9 protein-coding genes are annotated in these 20300 nt (G+C 51.4%); 4 read left to right on the top strand and 5 right to left on the bottom strand.

The window, feature by feature from the left end; genetic code table 11:
- Positions 1-1001 precede the first annotated feature (1001 nt).
- From F7231_RS21885 to F7231_RS21895, 3 genes are all read right to left on the bottom strand, one after another.
- Positions 1002-2459, bottom strand: coding sequence for a vanadium-dependent haloperoxidase (locus tag F7231_RS21885; protein ID WP_166693545.1), 1458 nt, complete (start codon positions 2457-2459; stop codon positions 1002-1004).
- A 1167-nt stretch (positions 2460-3626) separates the two neighbouring features.
- Positions 3627-4952, bottom strand: a complete 1326-nt coding sequence (locus F7231_RS21890; protein WP_166693546.1) for a DUF4374 domain-containing protein — start codon at positions 4950-4952, stop codon at positions 3627-3629.
- A gap of 26 nt (positions 4953-4978) precedes the next feature.
- Entirely contained in the window at positions 4979-7399 is a 2421-nt protein-coding gene (locus F7231_RS21895; RefSeq protein WP_166693547.1) for a TonB-dependent receptor, read from the bottom strand.
- 904 nt (positions 7400-8303) lie between these two features.
- On the opposite strand from F7231_RS21895, the gene F7231_RS21900 reads away from it, so the two are divergent.
- Positions 8304-8696 (top strand): hypothetical protein, encoded by a 393-nt coding sequence (locus F7231_RS21900; RefSeq protein ID WP_085414330.1) that lies wholly within the window; start codon positions 8304-8306, stop codon positions 8694-8696.
- A gap of 542 nt (positions 8697-9238) precedes the next feature.
- On the opposite strand, the gene F7231_RS21905 is transcribed toward F7231_RS21900, so the two are convergent.
- Positions 9239-10147 carry a poly(ethylene terephthalate) hydrolase family protein gene (locus tag F7231_RS21905; RefSeq protein ID WP_166693548.1) on the bottom strand — a complete coding sequence of 303 codons (909 nt, stop codon included), beginning with the start codon at positions 10145-10147 and terminating at the stop codon, positions 9239-9241.
- Positions 10148-10790: 643 nt separating this feature from the next.
- Between F7231_RS21905 and F7231_RS21910 the strand changes: the two genes are divergently transcribed.
- Positions 10791-11759 carry an NAD(P)-dependent oxidoreductase gene (locus F7231_RS21910; protein ID WP_166693549.1) on the top strand — a complete coding sequence of 323 codons (969 nt, stop codon included), beginning with the start codon at positions 10791-10793 and terminating at the stop codon, positions 11757-11759.
- Between the two features lie 418 nt (positions 11760-12177).
- Here F7231_RS21910 and F7231_RS21915 read toward each other — a convergent pair whose 3' ends face one another.
- A complete protein-coding gene (locus tag F7231_RS21915; protein WP_229370224.1) occupies positions 12178-16293 on the bottom strand; it encodes a two-component regulator propeller domain-containing protein in 4116 nt (1371 codons plus the stop codon).
- 659 nt (positions 16294-16952) lie between these two features.
- On the opposite strand from F7231_RS21915, the gene F7231_RS21920 reads away from it, so the two are divergent.
- Together F7231_RS21920 and F7231_RS21925 are read left to right on the top strand one after the other, a co-directional pair.
- Positions 16953-17369 carry a LytR/AlgR family response regulator transcription factor gene (locus tag F7231_RS21920; RefSeq protein WP_166693550.1) on the top strand — a complete coding sequence of 139 codons (417 nt, stop codon included), beginning with the start codon at positions 16953-16955 and terminating at the stop codon, positions 17367-17369.
- 1468 nt (positions 17370-18837) lie between these two features.
- Positions 18838-20130, top strand: coding sequence for a nucleoside hydrolase-like domain-containing protein (locus F7231_RS21925; protein WP_166693551.1), 1293 nt, complete (start codon positions 18838-18840; stop codon positions 20128-20130).
- The last annotated feature ends 170 nt before the right edge of the window (positions 20131-20300 follow it).

Consider the following 20300-nt stretch of genomic DNA (forward strand, 5'->3'; position numbering starts at 1 on the left):
AAGCCGCACCAATCTAACCAGGTGCGGCTTTTTACTAATGATGCCGCAATTGTCCTCGATTCAGGTGCCATCACAGTATGGCCTTTAGGAGCGGCCAGAAATGGATCCAAGCGCTCATGTAAGAGACGAAACTAATGCCTAGATTTATGTAATCGCTGTGTTAACGGGATTGAGCGGCGTACGGACTATAGCCTGCCGTTTCAATGACCGCCCGTATTCAGGACAGTATTGAAGCGGCAACCGATACCAAAAGTTGTACAGTCCATCTACTTAAAGCTTAAGATACGGTGAACGAAAGACTAGTTGGCAGGAGGGCTTTTTGGACATAAACTTCCAGTCTGCAAAACCCCCAGCGAAAACCCTGTATTGATCTCGGGTAGCTCCCCGGTTAGCGGGCGACGATCCCGTTACCCGTACCGCTTTTCAGTTAGTGGACAGTCCAGGCATATCAGGGCGAAGCCTAATTCACCACGGTCGAAAACAGTACCTAATAGGTGTCTGGATTTGCCATAAAATTACATAAGTAGAAGGGCTAACCGGTAGACAAGCTGATCAGATCAAAAACGCCCCTAACCAGGTTGGATTCAGTGCACAGCGGTCGCTTGAGTACGATGGATGCTGTTTATACTTATTGACAGCAGTGAGGTTGATCCTCCTGGCTTTATCTCTTATGTCAGCTTCAGGAGTCACTTAACGGGTAGCGTATTACCCTGCTGTAAATAGGCTTACAATTTTTACGCTTGTTGAGTAAATCAAAAATCCTGCTAGTCTTACTGGCAGGGTTTTTTGTAATCGCCCGCAATGTATACTTACGGGGAATTTGGGCATTTTTGTTGACTGAACAACGATCAAAGACTGCCCCAAGGTCCTGGACTGTACACCCTGGTTAGCAGGGCTTGCTAAGGGCAAAAGGCGGGCAGTAGGTATGAAAGACACAGCGGATAGGTCTACAAATAACTGCCACTGCCCGCTGCTAGGCTGGTAAGTCAGTTAAGGACTCATCAAACTGGACGTTTTCGAAATGGCCTGACAACGTTTATCAAATGCCATCTTAGGGAGTTTATGTTGCGACCTATCTTGGCTCCTTCGGCTAAGCCTACTTCATTCTCATACCGAGTATGAATACCACCCATTAATCGGGACTCAGCACACTCCTGTGCTGCTTCCCAAAAGGACTGATAATGTCGGCCTTTACCCTTATTCGTTAATACATATGCAACCATCTGAGGATCAGGGTGCCCGGGTTTTGCCAGGGCCGTGCTCGGATAGGTATAGACATCTTCTAGCCGGTTTAGATGGGTGTTATCGGTAAAGAAGAACGCATCCCCATACAGTTCAGTCAGGACAGTGGCGGTCGCCGCTGATTGTACAGCATGACCCGAATAAAAAGAGGGGAAAGGAGGTTCTAAGAAAAAAGGGAGCCAGGGGCCCCAAGATCTGGTTGGGTTGAAGTTATCCTGTATAAAGGTAGATGGTCGTTGAACCATGAACGTGAATTTAACTTTCCAACAGCAAACGAATGCATCGGCAACCGCCATGCCCACACGGGCATACGTCTCAGCTGCTTTTACCAATGTGGCCTGACTGGTCCGAATGGCGATGGTCGCCAGATTGTAGGAATGGCCGGGAGGCGAACATGTCTCAGTTGGGTCATCGCCCCACCACATCACGGTAGCCTGGTCTGCTGATGTCAGCGTCTTCTTTCGTTCAAGCACTTCTTTACATTGATTATAATATTGACTGGTTGGATTGGTAGAATACGCCAGGGGTTTAGGGAGCGGGAGTTTGCCGTTGCGAACAGAAAAGGTCCGGTTTTGGCCCCAGGTTGGATGCAGCGGAAGTTTGCTTTTTGATTGCCCAACAAGGGGAGGCGTCCATAAGCCCTCCCCATTAGGCCAAACAAAGTCAGGCGGAAAGTTTCGATCATATCCTTGATGACCGCCATCGGTCTTGGACCAGTCATAAATTATACTGGCGACTGCCCGGCCAAACTGTTCCGAACGTTCCACGACGTCTGGGCTCAGCCGACTCGTATAACGTTGCCGTAAAACCGTCTCTAACGAATCAATTAGCTGTTCTTTTTGGGTGTACGAATACAGCGCCTTAAGCATATACGCCTGTCCGGCGTTTAGGGCCAACTCCCAGCAATACGCTTTGTGTCGGTCAGGTTTAGGCAAGGCATATGTACCCGATATCTTTTTAAATACAGACTGGTGATGAGCCGATGCATAGAGAACGGTTTCATACATGGTTAGTCCTAGATAGCCAATCGCCCGGGAGCCATAGGTTGGCGTATTTTTAGGGGCTTTGGTCATCACACGCACAGTCATATCGGCCCAGGTAACTGCAATTGGGTCAGCTGCTGATCTAGCTGTTGTCACTTGCGCATGAGCCGAAAAACGGCAACTCCAGAGTAAACAGAATGTAAGTACAGTAGGTATAATCAGATGCGTAGCCATAGTCGGTTACAGGTATGAAGAAAGAAGGACTGCTAAAAGCCGAGTAGTTGACGACAGAAAAATGCGCTCCAACGAGGGCAACTGTCTGTTTAAGGCATCTATTTTATTTGAAACTCAACGACACTTTCACTAGAGTTATACACCGGTGAGCATGGGGAAAAAACACGTGGCAGAACGGATGGGGAAAAACAAGATTCATGCCAATCAACCTATTTACATATGATTGAAATAGTTTGTCAATTCAATCCTATGTGCAGTTCGCTTTCACTAAGTGAGCGTAAAGCCTGGAAGGGCAGAATGGTGTTGTATCAATCCCGCGACTTTGAATGGCAAGTGAAGTAATCGGACAATCTGTCCCTACGGCGTTTTAGAAACGAGCGTTTGTAAAACGCTATCAAAACAAACACAGCATTTAGGTTACCTGGAAAGGCTCAGGGCAGTCGCAGCGATTAGCCGACTAGGAGCGGTAGGCGTGCGACCAGTTTGGGCATCTGCTCCTGTTCATGATTCATTTGCCAAATCAGGTACGTTTCTACTCTAATGCCTTTCAAGAGCCTATGATCCAGCTATTCAGACGTAATTTCTGTTGGCAGTTGCCTTAACGCTCCTTGTGAGCTGCACAACTCCGAATGAACCTATGCGACTGGAAGGCAAGCTGGCGAATCTGCCTAGTGGAAAGCTAGTGCTACGTACCCAAAGCTAGACAACGGGTAAACCGCAAGCGAAGGATTGGTTACCTAACAAACTGGGGCAAAGCGGGCCAAAAGGTTTATTCCAGTGCGTTCGTGCCGGAAGCTGGGAGTCAAGTAAACGGCTGGTTGGAAAAATTACTTCCAAGAGCGTAACCCACTGGAATAGCCCTTCATTATGACCGGGGTTGACAGAGCTATCGTAGCAGGCCGACAAAGGAATGCTTTTTGGGATAAGACAACTGAGCTTAGCTTAATCACCAGTGCCAAAGAATTAATTCGGCAGCATGGCTGGGTCTTCAAAAAACATTTCAGCAGCTACGGTATAGCCAATTAATTTATTCTTGTCTTAAAGCCTTTGAGGTGCTTACCAAGTTGACGTGAATCAGAATAAACCCTACTACTTTACGCAATGAAGAGCAGTCGTCGCAGTAAACGGTCGACCGCTCTTCATTGCCAATTTGAGGGCAAGCTGGCCTTAGAAGATGCCAATGTAATGATTACCAGCTTTGTTAATAAGTTTAGCCCCTTTGGTGACCGCGCCAGTCTTTTTGTTTAAGATGTAAATGTTCCCGTCTTGACCAACCGGAGCCAGTGCAATGTATACTTCATCGCCGCTCACCAAGATGCCCTGGTATTGCCCGAAGTCAATCCCAGCTGCGTAGGGCAAATCTACTTTTGTGGCGGTCCTGGCGGTCAAGTCCAAGCGAGCTACGTAGCCCTGGGTTGATCCCTCCTGATTGTAGAGCGCATAGGCAATGCCATCGCCAGCATATTTCCAGCAATCAACGTAGACATTCTTGGCGCCCAAGGCGGCATCAAGACTAAACACGTATGCGTTATCGTACTCGTTGTTTTGGTTAATTCGCAGAATATGAGACCCTTTAGAATCGCGCTGCGTAGCCTGATAAATAGCACCATCCGTGGCCAGAAACGAATTGTGGCTACGATAGCCACTATTGTCGCCGAAACCGACGCTTGAGGTGATCACTCTTGGATTGTTCAGCGAGGGATAATCCACCACCACTGACTTACTACCCAGCCGGGTAAAGTTAGTTTCGGTCAGACCGGTCGACGGATTTCTTTTCTGCATCCAGGTCCCAATGATGAGTTTGTCTTGTGCCTTGTTCAAAACCGGTGCATCCAGTCGGAAGATAGCATGACCCAGCAATTCCTCGGAGGCCGAAAGCGGTATTTGGTACTGTTTGTAACCTGAGATCAGTACGTTCTTAAGATCCAGGGCCAGCACGGTAGCCGTTCCACGGTAGTAAGCGAAAGGGATGGTTGGCGTGGGGCCGGTGGGCGCATTGTTGGCAGCGATGTTGGCTACGTTGACGGCTATTCCTGTTTTGTCTCCGTCAAAAAGCTTGACCCAGCGGGGTGATGTACTGGCGTACTGAGACACGTTCACCGTTACGTTCTCCTGGGTAAAGGAGCCTGCTCCGTTTACCTTGTACCGCGAAAACTCACCACCGTTGTCGCCGGTATAGGCGATGTTGAATAGCGTTTTACCATCTTCGGAAGCCTGCAAACGGGCCGTCCGGTTCGATTTAACTGCATATCCATTATCAAATGCATTAATCGACATAGTTGGATTTCGGGCGTCTTCTTTGCTAACGGAGAACACCTGGGTTCCTCCGTTTCCGTCGCCGGGTGTAGTACCCATCAGCGCGCCCGCCACGGTGATCCAGCGATCAGCGGTGGGATCCGGGGCAGGTATTTGGGTTTTGTCATCACCGCAGCTTGACAGGGCCAGCGTTAATGCGCTGCTGCATAACCATAGGGGTAAGAAACGTCTTTCCATGAGTACGTTAATTGAAAAAAGAAAAATTAGAAGGTATTGATTGAATAATTCAGCTTGAGGTAAAAAGCCCGGCCTGGTTTCTGAACCGCGAAATTGTCGTAGACTTGTCTGTCAAAAATGTTTTTGCAGTCGCCGCTGATGACCAGTCGCTTACTGGGCAATACATAGCTAAAGCCAATGTCCTGGGGATACTGCCGGGGCGTCCTGAAGTCTTCGATATCGAGCCAGGTCGTGTAAAAGCGCTCCACGAAGCGCAGTCCGTAATAGAGATTCAGAACGGAGTTTTCGCTGAGTAGGCCCTTGACGGCATATTGAAGGGTACTGTTGGCCGTAAAAAAGGGCTCATTGGGCAGTTGCTTGTTGAAGTAATCGTATTCCCTGCCGTTGGCATCATACCGCTGGTTAAATACTGAATTGAACCTGGAGAGATTGACGTTTAGGATAAGGTTCTTGTCGAAGGTGTAATGGCCTTCGGCCTCAAAACCAATTGATTTGGTTCGGCCCAGATTCTCAAAGGGATCCGTCTGAACTGCATCATTGAGCCTGGGATTAACCCGCCGGACAATTTTGTCTTTTGTATCCCGCAGAAAGCCCGACAGGGCAAACGAGAATCGATGCCTGCCCGTCAGGAAGGGACCAGCTTTGAAACCTGCGTTAACATTGTTACTTAGTTCGGGCCTGATGCCTACATTTTCAACAATATTCTCGCCGGGGCTGCCAAAAACCTCCTCTTCAGCGGGTAACCTGACGGCTTGTTCGGCCGAGCTCAGCAAGTAGACAGTGGGTTTGATAGCGTAGGAAAATGCCGCCCCGTAGCCTGAAGTTGTTCGGTTATTTGTTGTTGTTTCCTGCCGACGCAAGGTTTCTCCTGCCACTGTAATCAGCACAGGATCCATCTTGTGAATTTTCTGCTGGTAGAATTTGCCAAACACGTTAGCCCGAAGCCTTGATTGAAAGCCTTTAAGCTCATAGGCTATGGAGGTCACATTTTTTGTTAGGTCTCGGGTGCCTACAAACTCCCGTTCGAGCTCAGTCCTGAATAGATCCTGCTGGGTTCGGTTGATTTGGTACGCAATATGGTTGAGGACTAGGCGGTGACTGGAATTAAAGTCGTAGTTGACACCAGCCCGCAGCGAGTGGATTTTTCTGTTTATGTAGTTTAGCGTAGGAGCACCCTGTTGCGCGCCCGCCGGTCGTAGTATCGGCTCGCCGTTGAGCCCAACGCTTTTATCCCCGAACCAGTTATAGTTCCACTTTACCGTGTCTACTATCACCTGCTGGCGGCGGCTTGAGGACGCGTTGAGGGTGAACTCCAGCCCTTTCACCAAAAAGTTTTTCTTCCGGTAAATAAGGCTAGCCACGTTGGCCTGTGATTCAGTAAATCGTCCCTTGTAGGGAATGGACATGTACGTGCCATGTTGAATCTCATTAAAGTCGCTGGAGGCGTTGTAGCCTAGTAGCAATTGATCGGCCCATTTAACGTCGGTGAAGCCCAACTCGATTTGTCCCCCCAGTGACCGGTAAGCATCGTTAAAGCGCTTAGCCCGCACGTAATCATAGCGCCCATTGGGCAGTATGTTTCGGACAAACTTGCCCCACACCTCGTAATCATTGTCGGAGTAGTTGTGAAAGCCAGCTCCCTTGAGGGTAAAGCCACTCTGAGCACTTCGGTACGTACCCGCCAGGCTGGACTGAAACGTGTTGAAAGAGCCATAGGAGAAGGAGGCAGTCAAGCTATTGCTCAGTGCTTTCTTCAGAATAATATTGATGGCACCGCCCAGCGCGTCATCAGCCAAATGAGCCGGCGTTACCCCCTTGTATACCTCGATGCGCTCGATATTAGCCGGTGGGATGCTGTTCAAACTGAAGGAGGACCCATAAGTGGCCATAGGAATTCCGTCAATAAAAATGCGGACTGCGCCCCCCGACATTCCGTTCAAGTTATACGTCACCGCTGAGCCAAGCCCGCCATTTTGCCGAACCCGCACTCCGACAGTTCGATCCAAAAGCTCGTTGGTCTGCATGTTTCGGGTTGCCACCTCCCTTGTCTCAATTACGTTTACGGCAAAGCCCTGGGTTTCGAGCTCTCTTTTTTCGGTTTTTTGCACGACTTGCACCTCGTTCAGACCCAGGTTCGCCTCTTCCACTTGCAGGGATAGATCGTGTACAGGTCTGTTGACCTGAAGTAGTGTGCTTTGGGGCTGGATTTCAACGGAGGTAATCAGGATATGCTGAGGCCCGTAGGGTACGTTGGTTAATTCAAAGCGGCCTGATTCAGTTGACTGAGTCACAAGGGGGGTGTCTTTCACGCGCAGAATCACGTTGGCTGCTGCCGCGCCGTTCGCAAAACGAATCCTTCCCCGCACTATAGCTGTTTGGGCTATCGCTGTCTGAGCCCAGATACAGCTACCAATCAGCATACAGACAACACAATAAAGGCCATTCATCCCTATCTCTTGATTAAATTAATTTAGTCTCTTTCTAAATAGATGATCAAAAGTAGATAGCTTAATTAAAACCAGGTTAAAATTCTTTGAAATATGTAATACGTCAGTGGTATGTTAATAAATGCGCGCCTATTGGTGCGGAATCGGTAAGAGGGGCTTACTGTCAGCGGATGGTAAGGCTATTGCCACAGTGCCTGATGCCAGTATAGATTAGCTGAGAAGGTTACCGGCGTTCCTACTTCCTACGAGCCCGAATGGCAAGCGCAGCCTTACTTCATCCGGACGAGTTCACTAGCAGCTGCCATCAAGCGGATCAAGAAAGAAGGCGCGGTTTTTATGATTGCTAATCCAGACAGGCTAAGTTGGAAGGCTTCCGTCAGCCTGACGCTACGAGTGGCGGGCGTTCACTTTTAGTGCGACGACCTGTCTTACGCTAACAACTGGGCCATGGACATTTTTGCCACTTTGCCTAGTACGAACGAATACAAACTTCTCAGCTGCCGCACCCGGGCGACGCGTCAAGCCAAAAGGTGCCGGGCACTACCCAGGACTTGGGCTAACGAGGCAACCGGAGGGGCTTGCTGTTGGCTGTGGCCCACCGCTCAGCGGGTGATAACCTAGCTCAGATTGCCGGACAGCTCCGTAAGGACGGGCTTTGCACCGCACGGGGATGTTTTTAAGCCACCCAAGTTATGCGGCTATTCAAACGCTGGGGCTAGCTGCGCAAAGACTGCGGTCGCAGTGGCCCGGGAAATAGCTATCGTTACTCTCTGTATGGAATAATCCCTGGCTCTGCATCCCAACTGGTACTATGACCAGAATTCTCCATAACACTAGGCTCATAAACTGCGGATTGCTTCTCCTGCTTGTTTTATCGACCAACTCCGCCGTCGCTCAGAAATGCATGACCTTTTCTCAAGCCCAAAAAGCCGGTATTTTCGAATCGCTCGATCAGACCTATAAGGGCGGACTCAACAGCGACACAACCAGAGACCTGTTCAAAGATCCCCAAGCCTACATCACAGCCTATCAGGGGTTTATCACCGGTCTGGCTCTGTTTTTAAAAGAGCATCAATTTAAGTGGGGGAAGCCCGTTCGCTGCTTCAACAAGATCTACTTTTCCCCAGCAGGTCGCGTGCAGTATTTCCTCTACAATTTTAAGCCTGGCGAGCTAGCACCCGCGCAGGAAAAGGCGTTTGCCCGGCTGCTTGGTACTTACATCAAAACGGCCCAATTCGGTTTGCCGTCCACTGCCCCCTTCGCTCAGTGTAGCCCCGTCAGTTACCAGGATCTATAGTGACTGCTCAAGCCTAAGTACATAAGCCTACCCTGAGCGGAGCAACCAACCGGGGGTGCGTGAGGGGTGAGGGTTCTAGAGCGATTTCGGCTATCGCTTTCTTATTGTGGCCCCTTAGCGTATCCATGAAAAGCACTTTGGCTTATCATGGTCTAGGGGCTGTCTGACGCGTCTTTGTTACAGCGTAAGCGGGCGTGGCACCCTGAAAGTTGAACCAAGCCAGAGTGAAGGATTCTTTGCTGGTTGTGAAGTCCAACTGGTTTTTTCGCAGCAAGCGCCCGGTTCTATGACGTAACTCCTGGCTCTCTTCATAGGGATGGACGGGGCAGAGGTGGCCTGCTCAGCAGTAACCAGATACGAGGTTTTGACCCCACGCGTACCAGCATCTGTGCCAAACAGGCTGACAGTGGGGCCAGGCCTGTGGCTTTACAATACAGATCCGGCTGTGTTCACATTGGGTCCCCGCTGTTACGAGCGAAAGCGAGACGGATCAGCCGGTGCGTTAAACGCCTTGCGGATGGCTTCTGTTTTAGTAGTCCTGGCTAAGGCATATTCTTTTTCTCTACGCGCCACAGGGGACTCTGAGCCAGACCGGCAGGCTCGCCCCTGAAGAGTCTACTGGCCGTAGCATCACCCTTAAGCTGCCATTGGTACCAGGCAGTGGCCACCCGGGCAAATTCACCCCCGTGGGGTTGGCGGTAGGTCCCCCCGTGGCCAACGTCCATGTTGGCCATAAAAACCGGCACCTGATTAATGCGTTTGTAGTCATCCATGCCGTTGTTATAGGCAATGTCTTTTTCCCCGCCCAACAGATACAGGGTGGGCGAATGCAACTTACTCAGGTTTTCTTTAGTCAGATTGGGCATGTTACTGATGCCATTGCCCGGGGTGTTGAATATGCCGCTGTTGCACACGACTACGGTGCTGACGCGCGGGTCAGAGGCCACTTCAAGCGTTTGCAGCCCACCGCACGACATACCGCTGACGGCAATTTTGGTTACGTCCAGTTTATGGTAGTAGGGACTTTCCTTGTCGGTGTTCTGGGCTGTTGCCCAGCTGATGGCATCTAAAAGCTGGGCGGAGGTTGATTTGCCGCTTCCTTTCTCACCCTCCTGGGGCATGGGTCCGATGGCCACTACCAGAAAGCCGTGGGAGGCTACCTCTGAGAGAAAGTTGACATGCTCCCAGGGCGAATTAGCGCACGCGCCGTTACCCCAGGCAATGATAGGCAACTTGTTTGTTTGCGTGAAAGCCGTCAGGTCACTAGGCCGGAAGACGGTATGGGTAGGTAAGCTGGGCTCGGCCAGCATCAGGGCCTTGTAAGGACCGCTTCCTCCGTCCTCCACCACCCTTGAACCCGGCCGGGCAGCGGTAGGGGCAGCAGAAGCCTGCTGGGCCATAGTCTGACCAGTGCCTGCGGTCAATAGCAGAAACCATAAAAGTGCGTGCATGCTCATAACAACCCTGAGTTTAGTTGGGGACCCTAAGCTAGCTTATTTTGCGTGATTCGGCTCTTTCCGGTTGATTGTAATTGGCTATGAATGCAAACATGAACGCCTGGAATCCCGCTCACCTGCCCGCTGATTGGGAAGCCGTACGGGACGCGTGGCTCGGGGCACATGGTCGAAACGGCATCTTTAATATCATCATGTCAATCCTGGTCTTCACGGGTTGTTATCATTACTGGCTTCTGCCATAGGCTGCCAGGTAAGTCCCAGGGGCCTGCTTGCTCTGAGCTTTGCAACTGGGGTAAAACGCAAATTGACCCGAACCACCTTATAGCACCTGTCTCTGGCGTGGCACGTTTATACAGGCACCAAACAGGTACGTGTGTAAGGACGACCAGCTCATCCCGTAGTGGGGGGCGACGCTTCGTCGTCCGCCAAGTTTATTTTTGTTTGGCTGGATTGGCCCCCATTTACCGAACAAGAAGTCAAGCAACAGGTGGCCAAAAAGAGTGGCTCTTTCCCTTCATCAAACCTGATGCTACAGGGCCACCACAAATAGCCTTGTAGCTTGACGCTTCGTAGTGGTTGAACATTTGTCTGCCACACGAAGTACTTAACCTGCTAACTCTCCCTTTTATGCCTTCCTATGAAAGCTATTGCCTACAGTGTCGGATCTTTTGAAGAACCTTTTCTCCGGGATACCAATCACGCTATAACCCTGGTCACAGACCAATTGAGTCAGGAAACCGTTGAGCAAGCTAAAGGCTACGAGGCAGTTCTGATTTTTGGCACCGATGAGGCCACTAAAGATGTTCTCGCTCGACTTAGCCAACTTGGCATTCGCTATTTACTGACCCGCTCGGCGGGTACCGACCACATTGATCAGTCGGCGGCCGACCAACTGGGTATCGATGTCAAAAGTATTCCCGCTTATTCACCGGGTGCCATTGCCGAATATGCCGTTGCGCTCATGCTAACGCTTGGTCGGCATGTACAGCAAGCAACCGACAACGCACGTCAGTTTAATTTCAAGCTCACGCCCAATCTGGTTGGCTTTGAGTTGCGGGGTAAAACGGTAGGCATTGCTGGGTACGGAAACATAGGTCAGGCGCTGGCCTCAATTTTGGCCGGTTTCGGCTGTCACCTGCTGGCCTACGATTCGACACCTGAGTCGGCCCGTCCTGAATCACAGGTACCCATTGAGGCGGTGTCTTTGGAGGGGTTATTAACCCGTTCTGATATTATTAGTCTACACTTACCGTTAACGGATGAAACTCAGGGCCTTTTTAATCACGACACTTTAAGTCAGATGAAACCAGGCGCTATGCTGATTAACACGGGTCGGGGAGCGATCCTTAAAACGGCAGATGCCATTGAGGCCCTAAAAAGCGGACAGCTTGGTTACCTTGGTATTGATGTCTATGAACATGAGCATGGCTTGTTCTTCGAAGACCGCTCCGGCTCGTCCCAGCGTGACCCCCTGGTTGAGGAACTACTGCGCTTGCCGAATGCACTGGTAACGGGTCATCAGGCCTTCCTGACCCGGGAAGCCTTGCAGGCTATCGCCCGTGAATCGATGGCTATTCTGAGCGAATGGGAGTCAAAGGCTCCCTGATCCGGAATTATTTTTGAGTTTGCCCCCTGAGGGACCGATAGGTATGCGCTTTGGCTGGGGTGGAGAGTTAATGGTATCAACCCACAACCAAATACGCCTGGTAGGCAGTAGTCTAGGCAAACGTAAATAGCAAGTGTATTATAGGGTCAACGCGCCATCTTGGAAGGCGTTTTGCGAATTAGATACATGACGGTTCGTTGCTCTCATCTCACTCAGAAGTGTTCCTTTAAACCGAAGAAACGCATCAGACCGAAGAACTGATCAATTTTAAGCGAAGAGCTGACTTCATCTCCCTGAACGAGTTTGCCACTGCGTAGGTAGCATGCACTGGACAAGGTATCAGCCAAAATTGCCGTAAGAATGGAAGTTTATCCCTGAAAAAGGCCACATCGTTCTAGCGGGTAAAAAAGGTAATTGGTTACGCCGTGTTCCGAAAACCACTAGGAGGGACTCCTTTTTCTTCTGCGAAAACCCGGCTGAAATACTTGGGATTATCAAAACCCACCGCATAGGCAATCTCGGCAACGCTCAACGTTGAATGGATCAGCAGCGCTTCGGCTTTTTGCAAACGAAGTGCCCTTAAGTAAGGAATTACGGACATACCTGTCAGCGCCATTGTCTTGCGATACAGGGAGTTCCGGCTCATGCCCATCAACTGACAGATCATGGTCGTATCGAGGGCCACGTTATCCAGATGAAGTTCTAGGATGCTGCGCAGTTTGGCTACAAACTGGTCTTCCCGCGTATGCGTCCCGGCGTCGGGCGCTGGGGCAGCCTGCGGGGTGCCCAGCGCCCGCTGGCTGTAATAATGCTGCAAAAGTTGTCTGGTCTGGAGTAGGTTGCTCAGAACAAGGAGCAACTCTTCCCGCCCGAAAGGCTTAACCAGGTACGCATCCCCCCCCCGCCGTAAACCCGTAAGCCGATCGTCTGTAGCGGCCCGGGCCGTGAGCAGAACGATTGGTATATGGCTGGTACGTTCGTCATTCTTCAGGATGCTGCACAATTCAAATCCGTCTTTGATGGGCATCATCACGTCACTCACAATTAGATCTGGTATGATGGCCAGCGCTTGGGCAATACCCATCTGCCCGTTTTCAGCCCGTACGACCTGATACTCCTCCCGCAGGCAGCTCTGGATATAGGTGGCTGCATCGTCATTGTCTTCCACCAGCAACAGCATGGGGCGATCGGGCAGCTCATCCGGACCGGCTTCAACCCAGTCGCCCAACGCACCCGGGTCAGACGCGGTCAGCACGGGCGCAGGCCCTACTGGGTCGACCAGGAGCGCCTGCCGGGTCAAAGGTAGACGGATCACAAATTCAGCGCCTGATCCGAAGGGCCTCAGTCGATTGCGAACGGCCAGTCCACCCTGCATCAGGCTAACCAACTCCCGTACCAGCGACAGGCCAATGCCGGTACCACCAGTGTCTGGCCCAGCCTGGTGCGGCCCAGCCGAATCGTCGGACCGCTGGTAAAAGCGATCAAAGATCCTCGACAGGCTAGCCGCATCAATACCAGGGCCAGTGTCGCTGACGGTAATTTGAATCCACGGTTCGGTCAGATGATGGATTGGCGTAAGCGCCTCATAATAGCCCTCGGGGGTAAGTGGTTGCCAATAGGGCTGAATAGCCACTTCGCAACGTACCTGGCCCCCTGGCGGAGTAAAATGGAGCGCGTTTCTCAGCAGGTTGGCCACGATATCCTGCAGTTTATCCGGGTGAAAGTCAGCCTCTATGCTTTCCTCCTCCGTATGTACGATCAGGTCCACACGCTTCTTCTCGGCTAGCAAGTGAAACGACTCCCCGACGAAGCGGATAAAGCGGACCAGGTCGGTTCGCACGAGTTTAAGCGGCATCTTGCCTGCTTCCAGCCGGGAAAGATCCAGAATTTGATTGATCAGCCGCAGCAGGTTGCGGCCGTTGCGCTCGATTAGGATAGCCGATTGTTGCAACTGGGGATCGGCCTGCCGGCGGAGGTTGTCGGCCATCCCCAGAATCACTGTGAGGGGCGTGCGAAACTCATGGGAGATGTTGGCAAAAAAACGGGATTTGGTTTCGTCGAGCTGCAACAGATCCTGGGCCTGCCGGGCAATGGTCTGGGTGGCTTCATTGATCCGGTTCTGCAGTTGGGTTTGCGCCTTTCGGTATTGCCATTCCCGCCACCGACCCCAGGCCCAGATACCGCCCAAAAACAAAAACAATAGGGTAATGGCAAACCATGGACGCAGGTAAAACGGCCTTAGAACTCGTATACCCAGGGTGAGGGAAGCCGACGATAAGCGGCCGCCAGCGGCCTGCCCCCGAACCAGCAACTGATGGTCACCGTAGGGTAGGTTACCCAATCGAAGGGACGACTCGGTCTGGTAGCGCCAGGTATTGTCTACTCCCTTAAACTGGTAGGCATACGTATTTTTTTGGGCATCCGTGTAATTGAGCAACGCGAAGTCGAGAATACTGCTCCGGTCGTTAGGCTGTAGGGTGATCTGACCAGTCTTGAGTAGTTCCGCAGTCTTATCAACCAGCGTGTTGCGGTCGGCATCGAACTGCCGGAAGGAAACTACCCGCAGTGGCAGGGAGGGTAGCGGGGGTTCGGCTTCTAGATCGCGCGGGTCGAAAGCCGTTACGCCGTTCAGACCACCGAAATAGAGCCGCCCCTGCGCATCCTGATAGTGCGCAATGCGGTTGAACTCGTTGTGGGTGATACCATTCTGCACCGTGTAAGTCCGGGTGGTGAGCCGGACCGGATCAAACTGCATGATGCCGTTGTCGCTACTGAGCCAGAGGTGCCCCCGCCGGTCAGCATACACCGCATAAATGTTATCATTGTTCAGTCCATCGGCCCGCTTGAACTGGCGGTGTCGGCCCAGGGCACGATCCCAGCGCACCAGGCCGGCATTGGCCGTGGCCAGCCAGAAAATACCGTCGGGGGCCTGGTAAAAATGCTGGTAGCTGTCGGCGGGTAGTCTAAATGCACCCCGGCCACCCCGCCAGTAGCGGGCCGTAACTCCCTTTTTGGGGTCGACCGTGTAGAGCCCGGTGGTCGCGCAGAGCCAGATCGTGCCTTGCCTGTCGGTGCTAATATGCAGTACTTGGGCCTGGACTAATTCAGGAAACTGGTTATAGCCCCGGAAGGGCATTACCCGGTTTTTGTCCGGATCGACCAGCCACAAACCGGGGTCCCCACCGGCCAGAAGCCGATGTGGGGTGACCGAAAAAGGATGAATGATCCACACAGCTCCTGGCCCGGGTACGGGCATCACAGCGCTTTTAGCCGTATGGTAATCGTAGGCGATCAACGTATAGTCCTCACACAGGTACAGCTTCCCCCCCAGGTTACCGCTCAGACTTCTGAGTGACCGCTGCTTCCCCAGCAGTCGGCGGGGCGATGCCCCCGAACGTTGGCAGGCGAATAAACCTATACCATTCTCCAGATTCGTGTAGAGCGTATCGCCCACGGCGGTAATGCCCCGGGCGGCGGGTTGTTTCCCGTTGCCGGATTGGTAGTATAGCCGCTGAAAATAGTTCTGGCTAATTCGAGTCTGGTAAAGGCCAAAGCTGGTTCCCAACCAGAAGTTCCCGTTTTTGTCCTGAAAAAAGTGCCGGTTATCAATCAGGCTGATGCCCAGCTGGTTGCTGATATCGAGGACGGACCGCCCGACCGAATCAAGCAACTGGAAGCCATTCCAAACCCGGCCACGTTGGTCGAAGGCATAGGCAAGTCGTCGTTGCATTTTATCCGATTTGATCAGACCAATGGGTTGCTCCTGGCGACGACCCGACTCGTCGATTTTAAACAGGTGGCCCGCATACGGCTGCATCGGGTCTGTTGACGTCGTGTAAAAGAATTCTGTACCGGCATGGCGCTGGCCTAAACAGGTGTAGATCGTTGCGGGGTGATCGTAGGTACGTAGCACGCGCCCATCCGTCGTTAATTCTACCAGCTGTTTCCGGTTGGCAATGGCCCAAACGGTGTTGCGCTTGGTAACGGCCGCCAGCGTCAGGGTCGTATACTGGGGTAAGGACACCGTCTTCAGACCCGACCGGGAATGGTAGACGTTTAATTTGGCCGGCTTATAATCAATGAAAAAGATCGTTCCATCAGGACCATTCAGTAGCAGCATCTGAGGTAATCCCGGGGGGCGGGGGCGGAGGGGGCGGCTGAAGCGTTTTTCGAAGGAGGTGGCTATGCCGGTTACCGGGTTAAAAAGGGTGATGGCTGACTTACCCTCGGGCCCCATGAGCCACAGCACCCCGTTGGCATCCTGAGCGATGGACTGAATATCATCAAAGTCAAGCCCGTTTTTTTCCCGGGTATACGTCGTGAACGTAGCTCCGTCGAAGCGGTTGAGCCCGAATTTGGTGCCGAACCACATAAAGTCCCGGCGGTCCTGTAAAATAGCGTTTACCTCGCGGTGGGCCAACCCCTGCTCGGGTCCATACCGCTGAACGGCGGCGGCGAATTGCTGCGCCCCGGCCAACGTACAGCAACCGATTAGGAGGACCAGGACTGTCAGGACTAAGTTGACTGCTTTCAAAGTGTACAAATGTAAGGCCTGATTCGGGGCATGATATGCCAAATGTAAGTAGTATCATATTATAATATGTATACTATATAGGCATTAGTTGGCGATGTTTAGGGCTTACGCTGGCTGGGCGTTCCAGGTACTGGTTAGGGCCATTTTGTCGATCAACTCTCCACCAATTCTTTCCTCAATTTTCCAATAAATAGAATAAATAAATTATTTAATTGACTTTTTAGGCTGTTATGCACCAAATGTGCACCTATTTGGGTGAAATATGACCCTGCCTCGGAGGGAGCTAGGCTAAACTTGCACTGGCATTAAGGATACCGAGGCCGGACTTATTTTCGCTACCTGAGAATAGGTCGGCAGGCCTGGAAGGCTGTTGCGATGGGCAGTTCCAACCTGATGAGGGCGACCCCACCAGCCTGAGCACAACCGATGGTCCTTTGCAAGCCTTTAGCATAAAAAAGTGATACGCCTTAACAAATACCCCAGCTAACCCGCGTAGCTCATTTGCCTGGGTCCAGCGGCAGATATATAGTAACAAAAGCCACCTTAAGGGAGGCCACGTTTCCCAGGCGGTAGGAGCTATACCAACGTTGGCAGAGTCTCACCAGTCACCACCCGTAGTATTGAGCGAAGAGCTATATCTAACGACTGAAGGATTACCTATGGTTTTTACCCTGCCCGCTAACAGCCCAGCATTGCTGGCTCCATTGACCTGGCCGCCTCTACGACTGTACGTTCGCCATATTGGGAAACAGTACTTTTCCGTGGCTGGTTTAGTGTCCCTGCAGTCCGAGGGCAACTACAGCTGGCTGTGCTGGGCCGATGGCCAGCGCATGCTTATGCCGCGCACGCTTAAATGGTACATGGGCCAACTGCCCCCCGCCCACTTTGTTCGCTTTCACCGCAACTGTATTGTCAACCGGCACTTCGTCCAGCGGCTGGAGAATTCAAAAATGGGGCCTGTAGCTCACTTGACCACGGGCGAAACGTTGATTATCGCCCGCCGCCGCTGGAGCGCTATTCGCCGGGAGTTACAGTTGATTCGGGAAGGTGACTCAGTGAGGACCTTTAGCTGGTAAGTTGAGGCCAAGCTGGCGCTGGGCAGTTTGGGACCGATGGCCGCTGTAGTGCGGCCTAAAAAAGCACAAGCTTAAGTGACCCTGGTCCTTAGGTAGCAACTTGACCTAATAGCAGCGTAGCCTGCATCAGTGGATAAGCGCGCGTCGGATGGTTTTTATTTATGCCGCTCAGTGACAAAAGTTAAGTGGAAACCCAACTGCTACACCAGTCTAGTCCCGGTGTTCAATACCCTAAAGGAGTGGGGCAAACGCATCCACGGATGGACATCAATTGAAGGGGGCACTTGCTAACCGGTTATTACTCAAGCAGTCAGGGAACGGGCAGGTTACACGCCTCCGTGATGTAATCAGCAGATCATGTATCGCCGGGAAAAGATAGTACAAATGTAGCTGACCAGTAGTGCGTGGCGGGACCCTGGCTATGATTTGACCCTGAATGAGCTGAAAATTTGCAGCCATTCGCCTGGTCTAGACACTGAATTTTTTGCGATAGGAAAAGTGGAAGCTATACTATTGACCTGGTTTGGCTGGAAAACAGGCGGGCTCAGTAGATTTTCAACGCGGCCTGGCAAGGGAACTGATGCCCAAGTTTACTTCCTTATGTCTGGTCAGTTCCAGCGGTAGCTCGGGGCAGGCAACGGCAAAACCACGATAATTATAGCACTTGGAACCGCTAATACCATCAGAAGGTAGTAACAGGGCTGGTAATCAGTGGCTAATTGGTAGCGCTGGGCAACCCAACGATGGCTAACAGGGCGTTTGGGGTAAAAAAGGGCCATTAGCGTAGCGTAGTTGCCATAAGTTGATCTGATCCTAGTTAAAACCAGCTGGTCACTGCGTCTGAAAAAGGGTGCCTGACTGGGAGAAAAAAATTCCCCTAAACCAAGTGGACCATAAGCGGATTACTGGGAGGAGTCCTTCTAGGCAAGATATCCTGACGAGTTGCTTATAGTCGTTCTGATACAGAGTCATGTATCTATCGTCAACCATGAATAAAGAAGTAAACTGCGGTTCTCAGATCGGGAACGGGTTTGTTACTATTGTGTCTCTGCTAAGCAGTAGCTCAGTGTACAACTACAGGGAGGACGTGCTCACCGAAATTGAAACTAGGATGGTTTCTTTGGCGCGTAAACACAGTCTTGGGTAGGAACAGGACGGGGTTTAGGCCTTGATCCTGCCAGGGGAAAGAAAAGGAAGGACCAGGACAAAAATTCACCCTTGAACGCCGTTAGCCTGGAGGCTGCGAAAGCGAAGATTCATCAACTAATGGCCAGTGGCAAGGTCAGACAGTAAGCCGTTTTACCTAATTTCCACCCGTACGGCAGCAAATCAACCGGTAAAAGATCTTGAGCACTCTGAGAATGCAGCTGAACAAAATAGAGGTGAACAGGCTTCACTGCCTGTTTCAAACCGGTTGATACGACTTATAACGTACGCTTCCGTTAATACACTACCGCGATAATCACAGATGAGACATTGGCTCTTACTGGGCATAGCTGCCCTCTTCCCCCTGAAGCTTCTCGCTCAGCAACCCGAGCCTGTAAAGCCCCGGATTTTAGTAAGTACCGACATTGGGGGCAGCGACCCCGACGATAACCAGTCGATGGCCCACCTGATGATGTATAGCGATCGGTTTGAGATCGAGGGAGTAGTCTCTTCACCTTCCTATGGCGGGGGGTCAAAACAAGAATTACTTCGAATGATCGATCTTTATGAGAAGGATTACCCCAAACTAGCCGCTCATAACCCCAACCTGAACACACCTGCCTATCTACGATCTGTGAGCAAGCAAGGCTATAGGGGAATTGCACCCTTTCGGGGATATGCCTCATCGACTGAAGGATCGGAGTGGATCGTACAATGCGCCCGCAAGAAGAGCGATAAAATGCTATGGGTACTGGTATGGGGAGGCCTGGAAGATCTGGCCCAGGCGCTACACGATGCGCCCGATATAATGAACAAAATCAGGGTGTACTGGATTGGCGGGCCCAATAAGAAATGGGGGGCAAACAGCTATTCATACATTGCGAGTACGTTTCCGGACTTATTTTTTATCGAAAACAACGCTTCGTACCGGGGTTTTTTCTCTAATACAGGCAGCCGTTCCCGTTTCAACAGTAATAATTATTTCGCCAATTACATAAAATCCTGGGGAAACCTGGGGGATGATTTTGACAATAACCACTACAAGGGAAACGTAAAGATGGGAGATACCCCGTCATTGCTCTATATGATGGACGGTGATCCTGAGAACCCGCTAAAAGACAGTTGGGGAGGACGCTTCGAACGTTTCACCAGCAGTCCGAGATTTGTTTATACACAACCTACCACGCTCAAAGACACAGCTCATGTCTATGCCCTACTTGAGTTTCATTTTAAAGGACCGGCCATAAACATCCCAATAGGCTCACCGTGTTTTGACATGACCATATCGGCCTCATTTGGACATAACACCTGGCAGGGATACTACCTGGGCAGCGGAGAATATGCCATAAGGTACGCCCATAAACAGGCGGGGACGTTCACTTACAAACTATCCTCGTCCATCCCCGCTCTCAATGATATCCAAGGCGTGCTGGTCGTGGACAATAAATGGCCTGGCCCACTTATGCCGAGTAGCTACAAATTAGGTCAAAACTGGTATACCGATGTGGCCTCTCCTGAGGCTTTCGACAACGGCTGGCAGGGAGCAAAAACAGTCCGGGACCATCGAGAGGAAGTTCTATCGGATTGGGCTAAACGATGGGAATGGCTAAAGTAAGTGTTCCGGCACCAAACACTCGGTTCGGGTGTAGTGGCCTTACCTTATGCGGCTCGATAATAAACTAGAATAGGTGTATCCGGACACCTGTGTAGCAACCTTTGCCAGTGCATCACTAATCGCATTTACGCCAGTCAATAGCTAGTGCTACAGCCAATGGCTTCAACATC

This window comes from Fibrivirga algicola (assembly GCF_011742925.1).
Taxonomy (GTDB): domain Bacteria; phylum Bacteroidota; class Bacteroidia; order Cytophagales; family Spirosomataceae; genus Fibrella; species Fibrella algicola.

Excerpts from the sequence above, each read along its gene's own strand:
- F7231_RS21895 (WP_166693547.1), bottom strand. The coding sequence starts at position 7,399 with ATGAATGGCCTTTATTGTGTTGTCTGTATGCTGATTGGTAGCTGTATC.
- F7231_RS21920 (WP_166693550.1), top strand. The coding sequence starts at position 16,953 with ATGGTTTTTACCCTGCCCGCTAACAGCCCAGCATTGCTGGCTCCATTG.
- F7231_RS21925 (WP_166693551.1), top strand. The coding sequence starts at position 18,838 with ATGAGACATTGGCTCTTACTGGGCATAGCTGCCCTCTTCCCCCTGAAG.
- F7231_RS21885 (WP_166693545.1), bottom strand. The coding sequence starts at position 2,459 with ATGGCTACGCATCTGATTATACCTACTGTACTTACATTCTGTTTACTC.
- F7231_RS21900 (WP_085414330.1), top strand. The coding sequence starts at position 8,304 with ATGACCTTTTCTCAAGCCCAAAAAGCCGGTATTTTCGAATCGCTCGAT.
- F7231_RS21910 (WP_166693549.1), top strand. The coding sequence starts at position 10,791 with ATGAAAGCTATTGCCTACAGTGTCGGATCTTTTGAAGAACCTTTTCTC.
- F7231_RS21890 (WP_166693546.1), bottom strand. The coding sequence starts at position 4,952 with ATGGAAAGACGTTTCTTACCCCTATGGTTATGCAGCAGCGCATTAACG.
- F7231_RS21905 (WP_166693548.1), bottom strand. The coding sequence starts at position 10,147 with ATGCACGCACTTTTATGGTTTCTGCTATTGACCGCAGGCACTGGTCAG.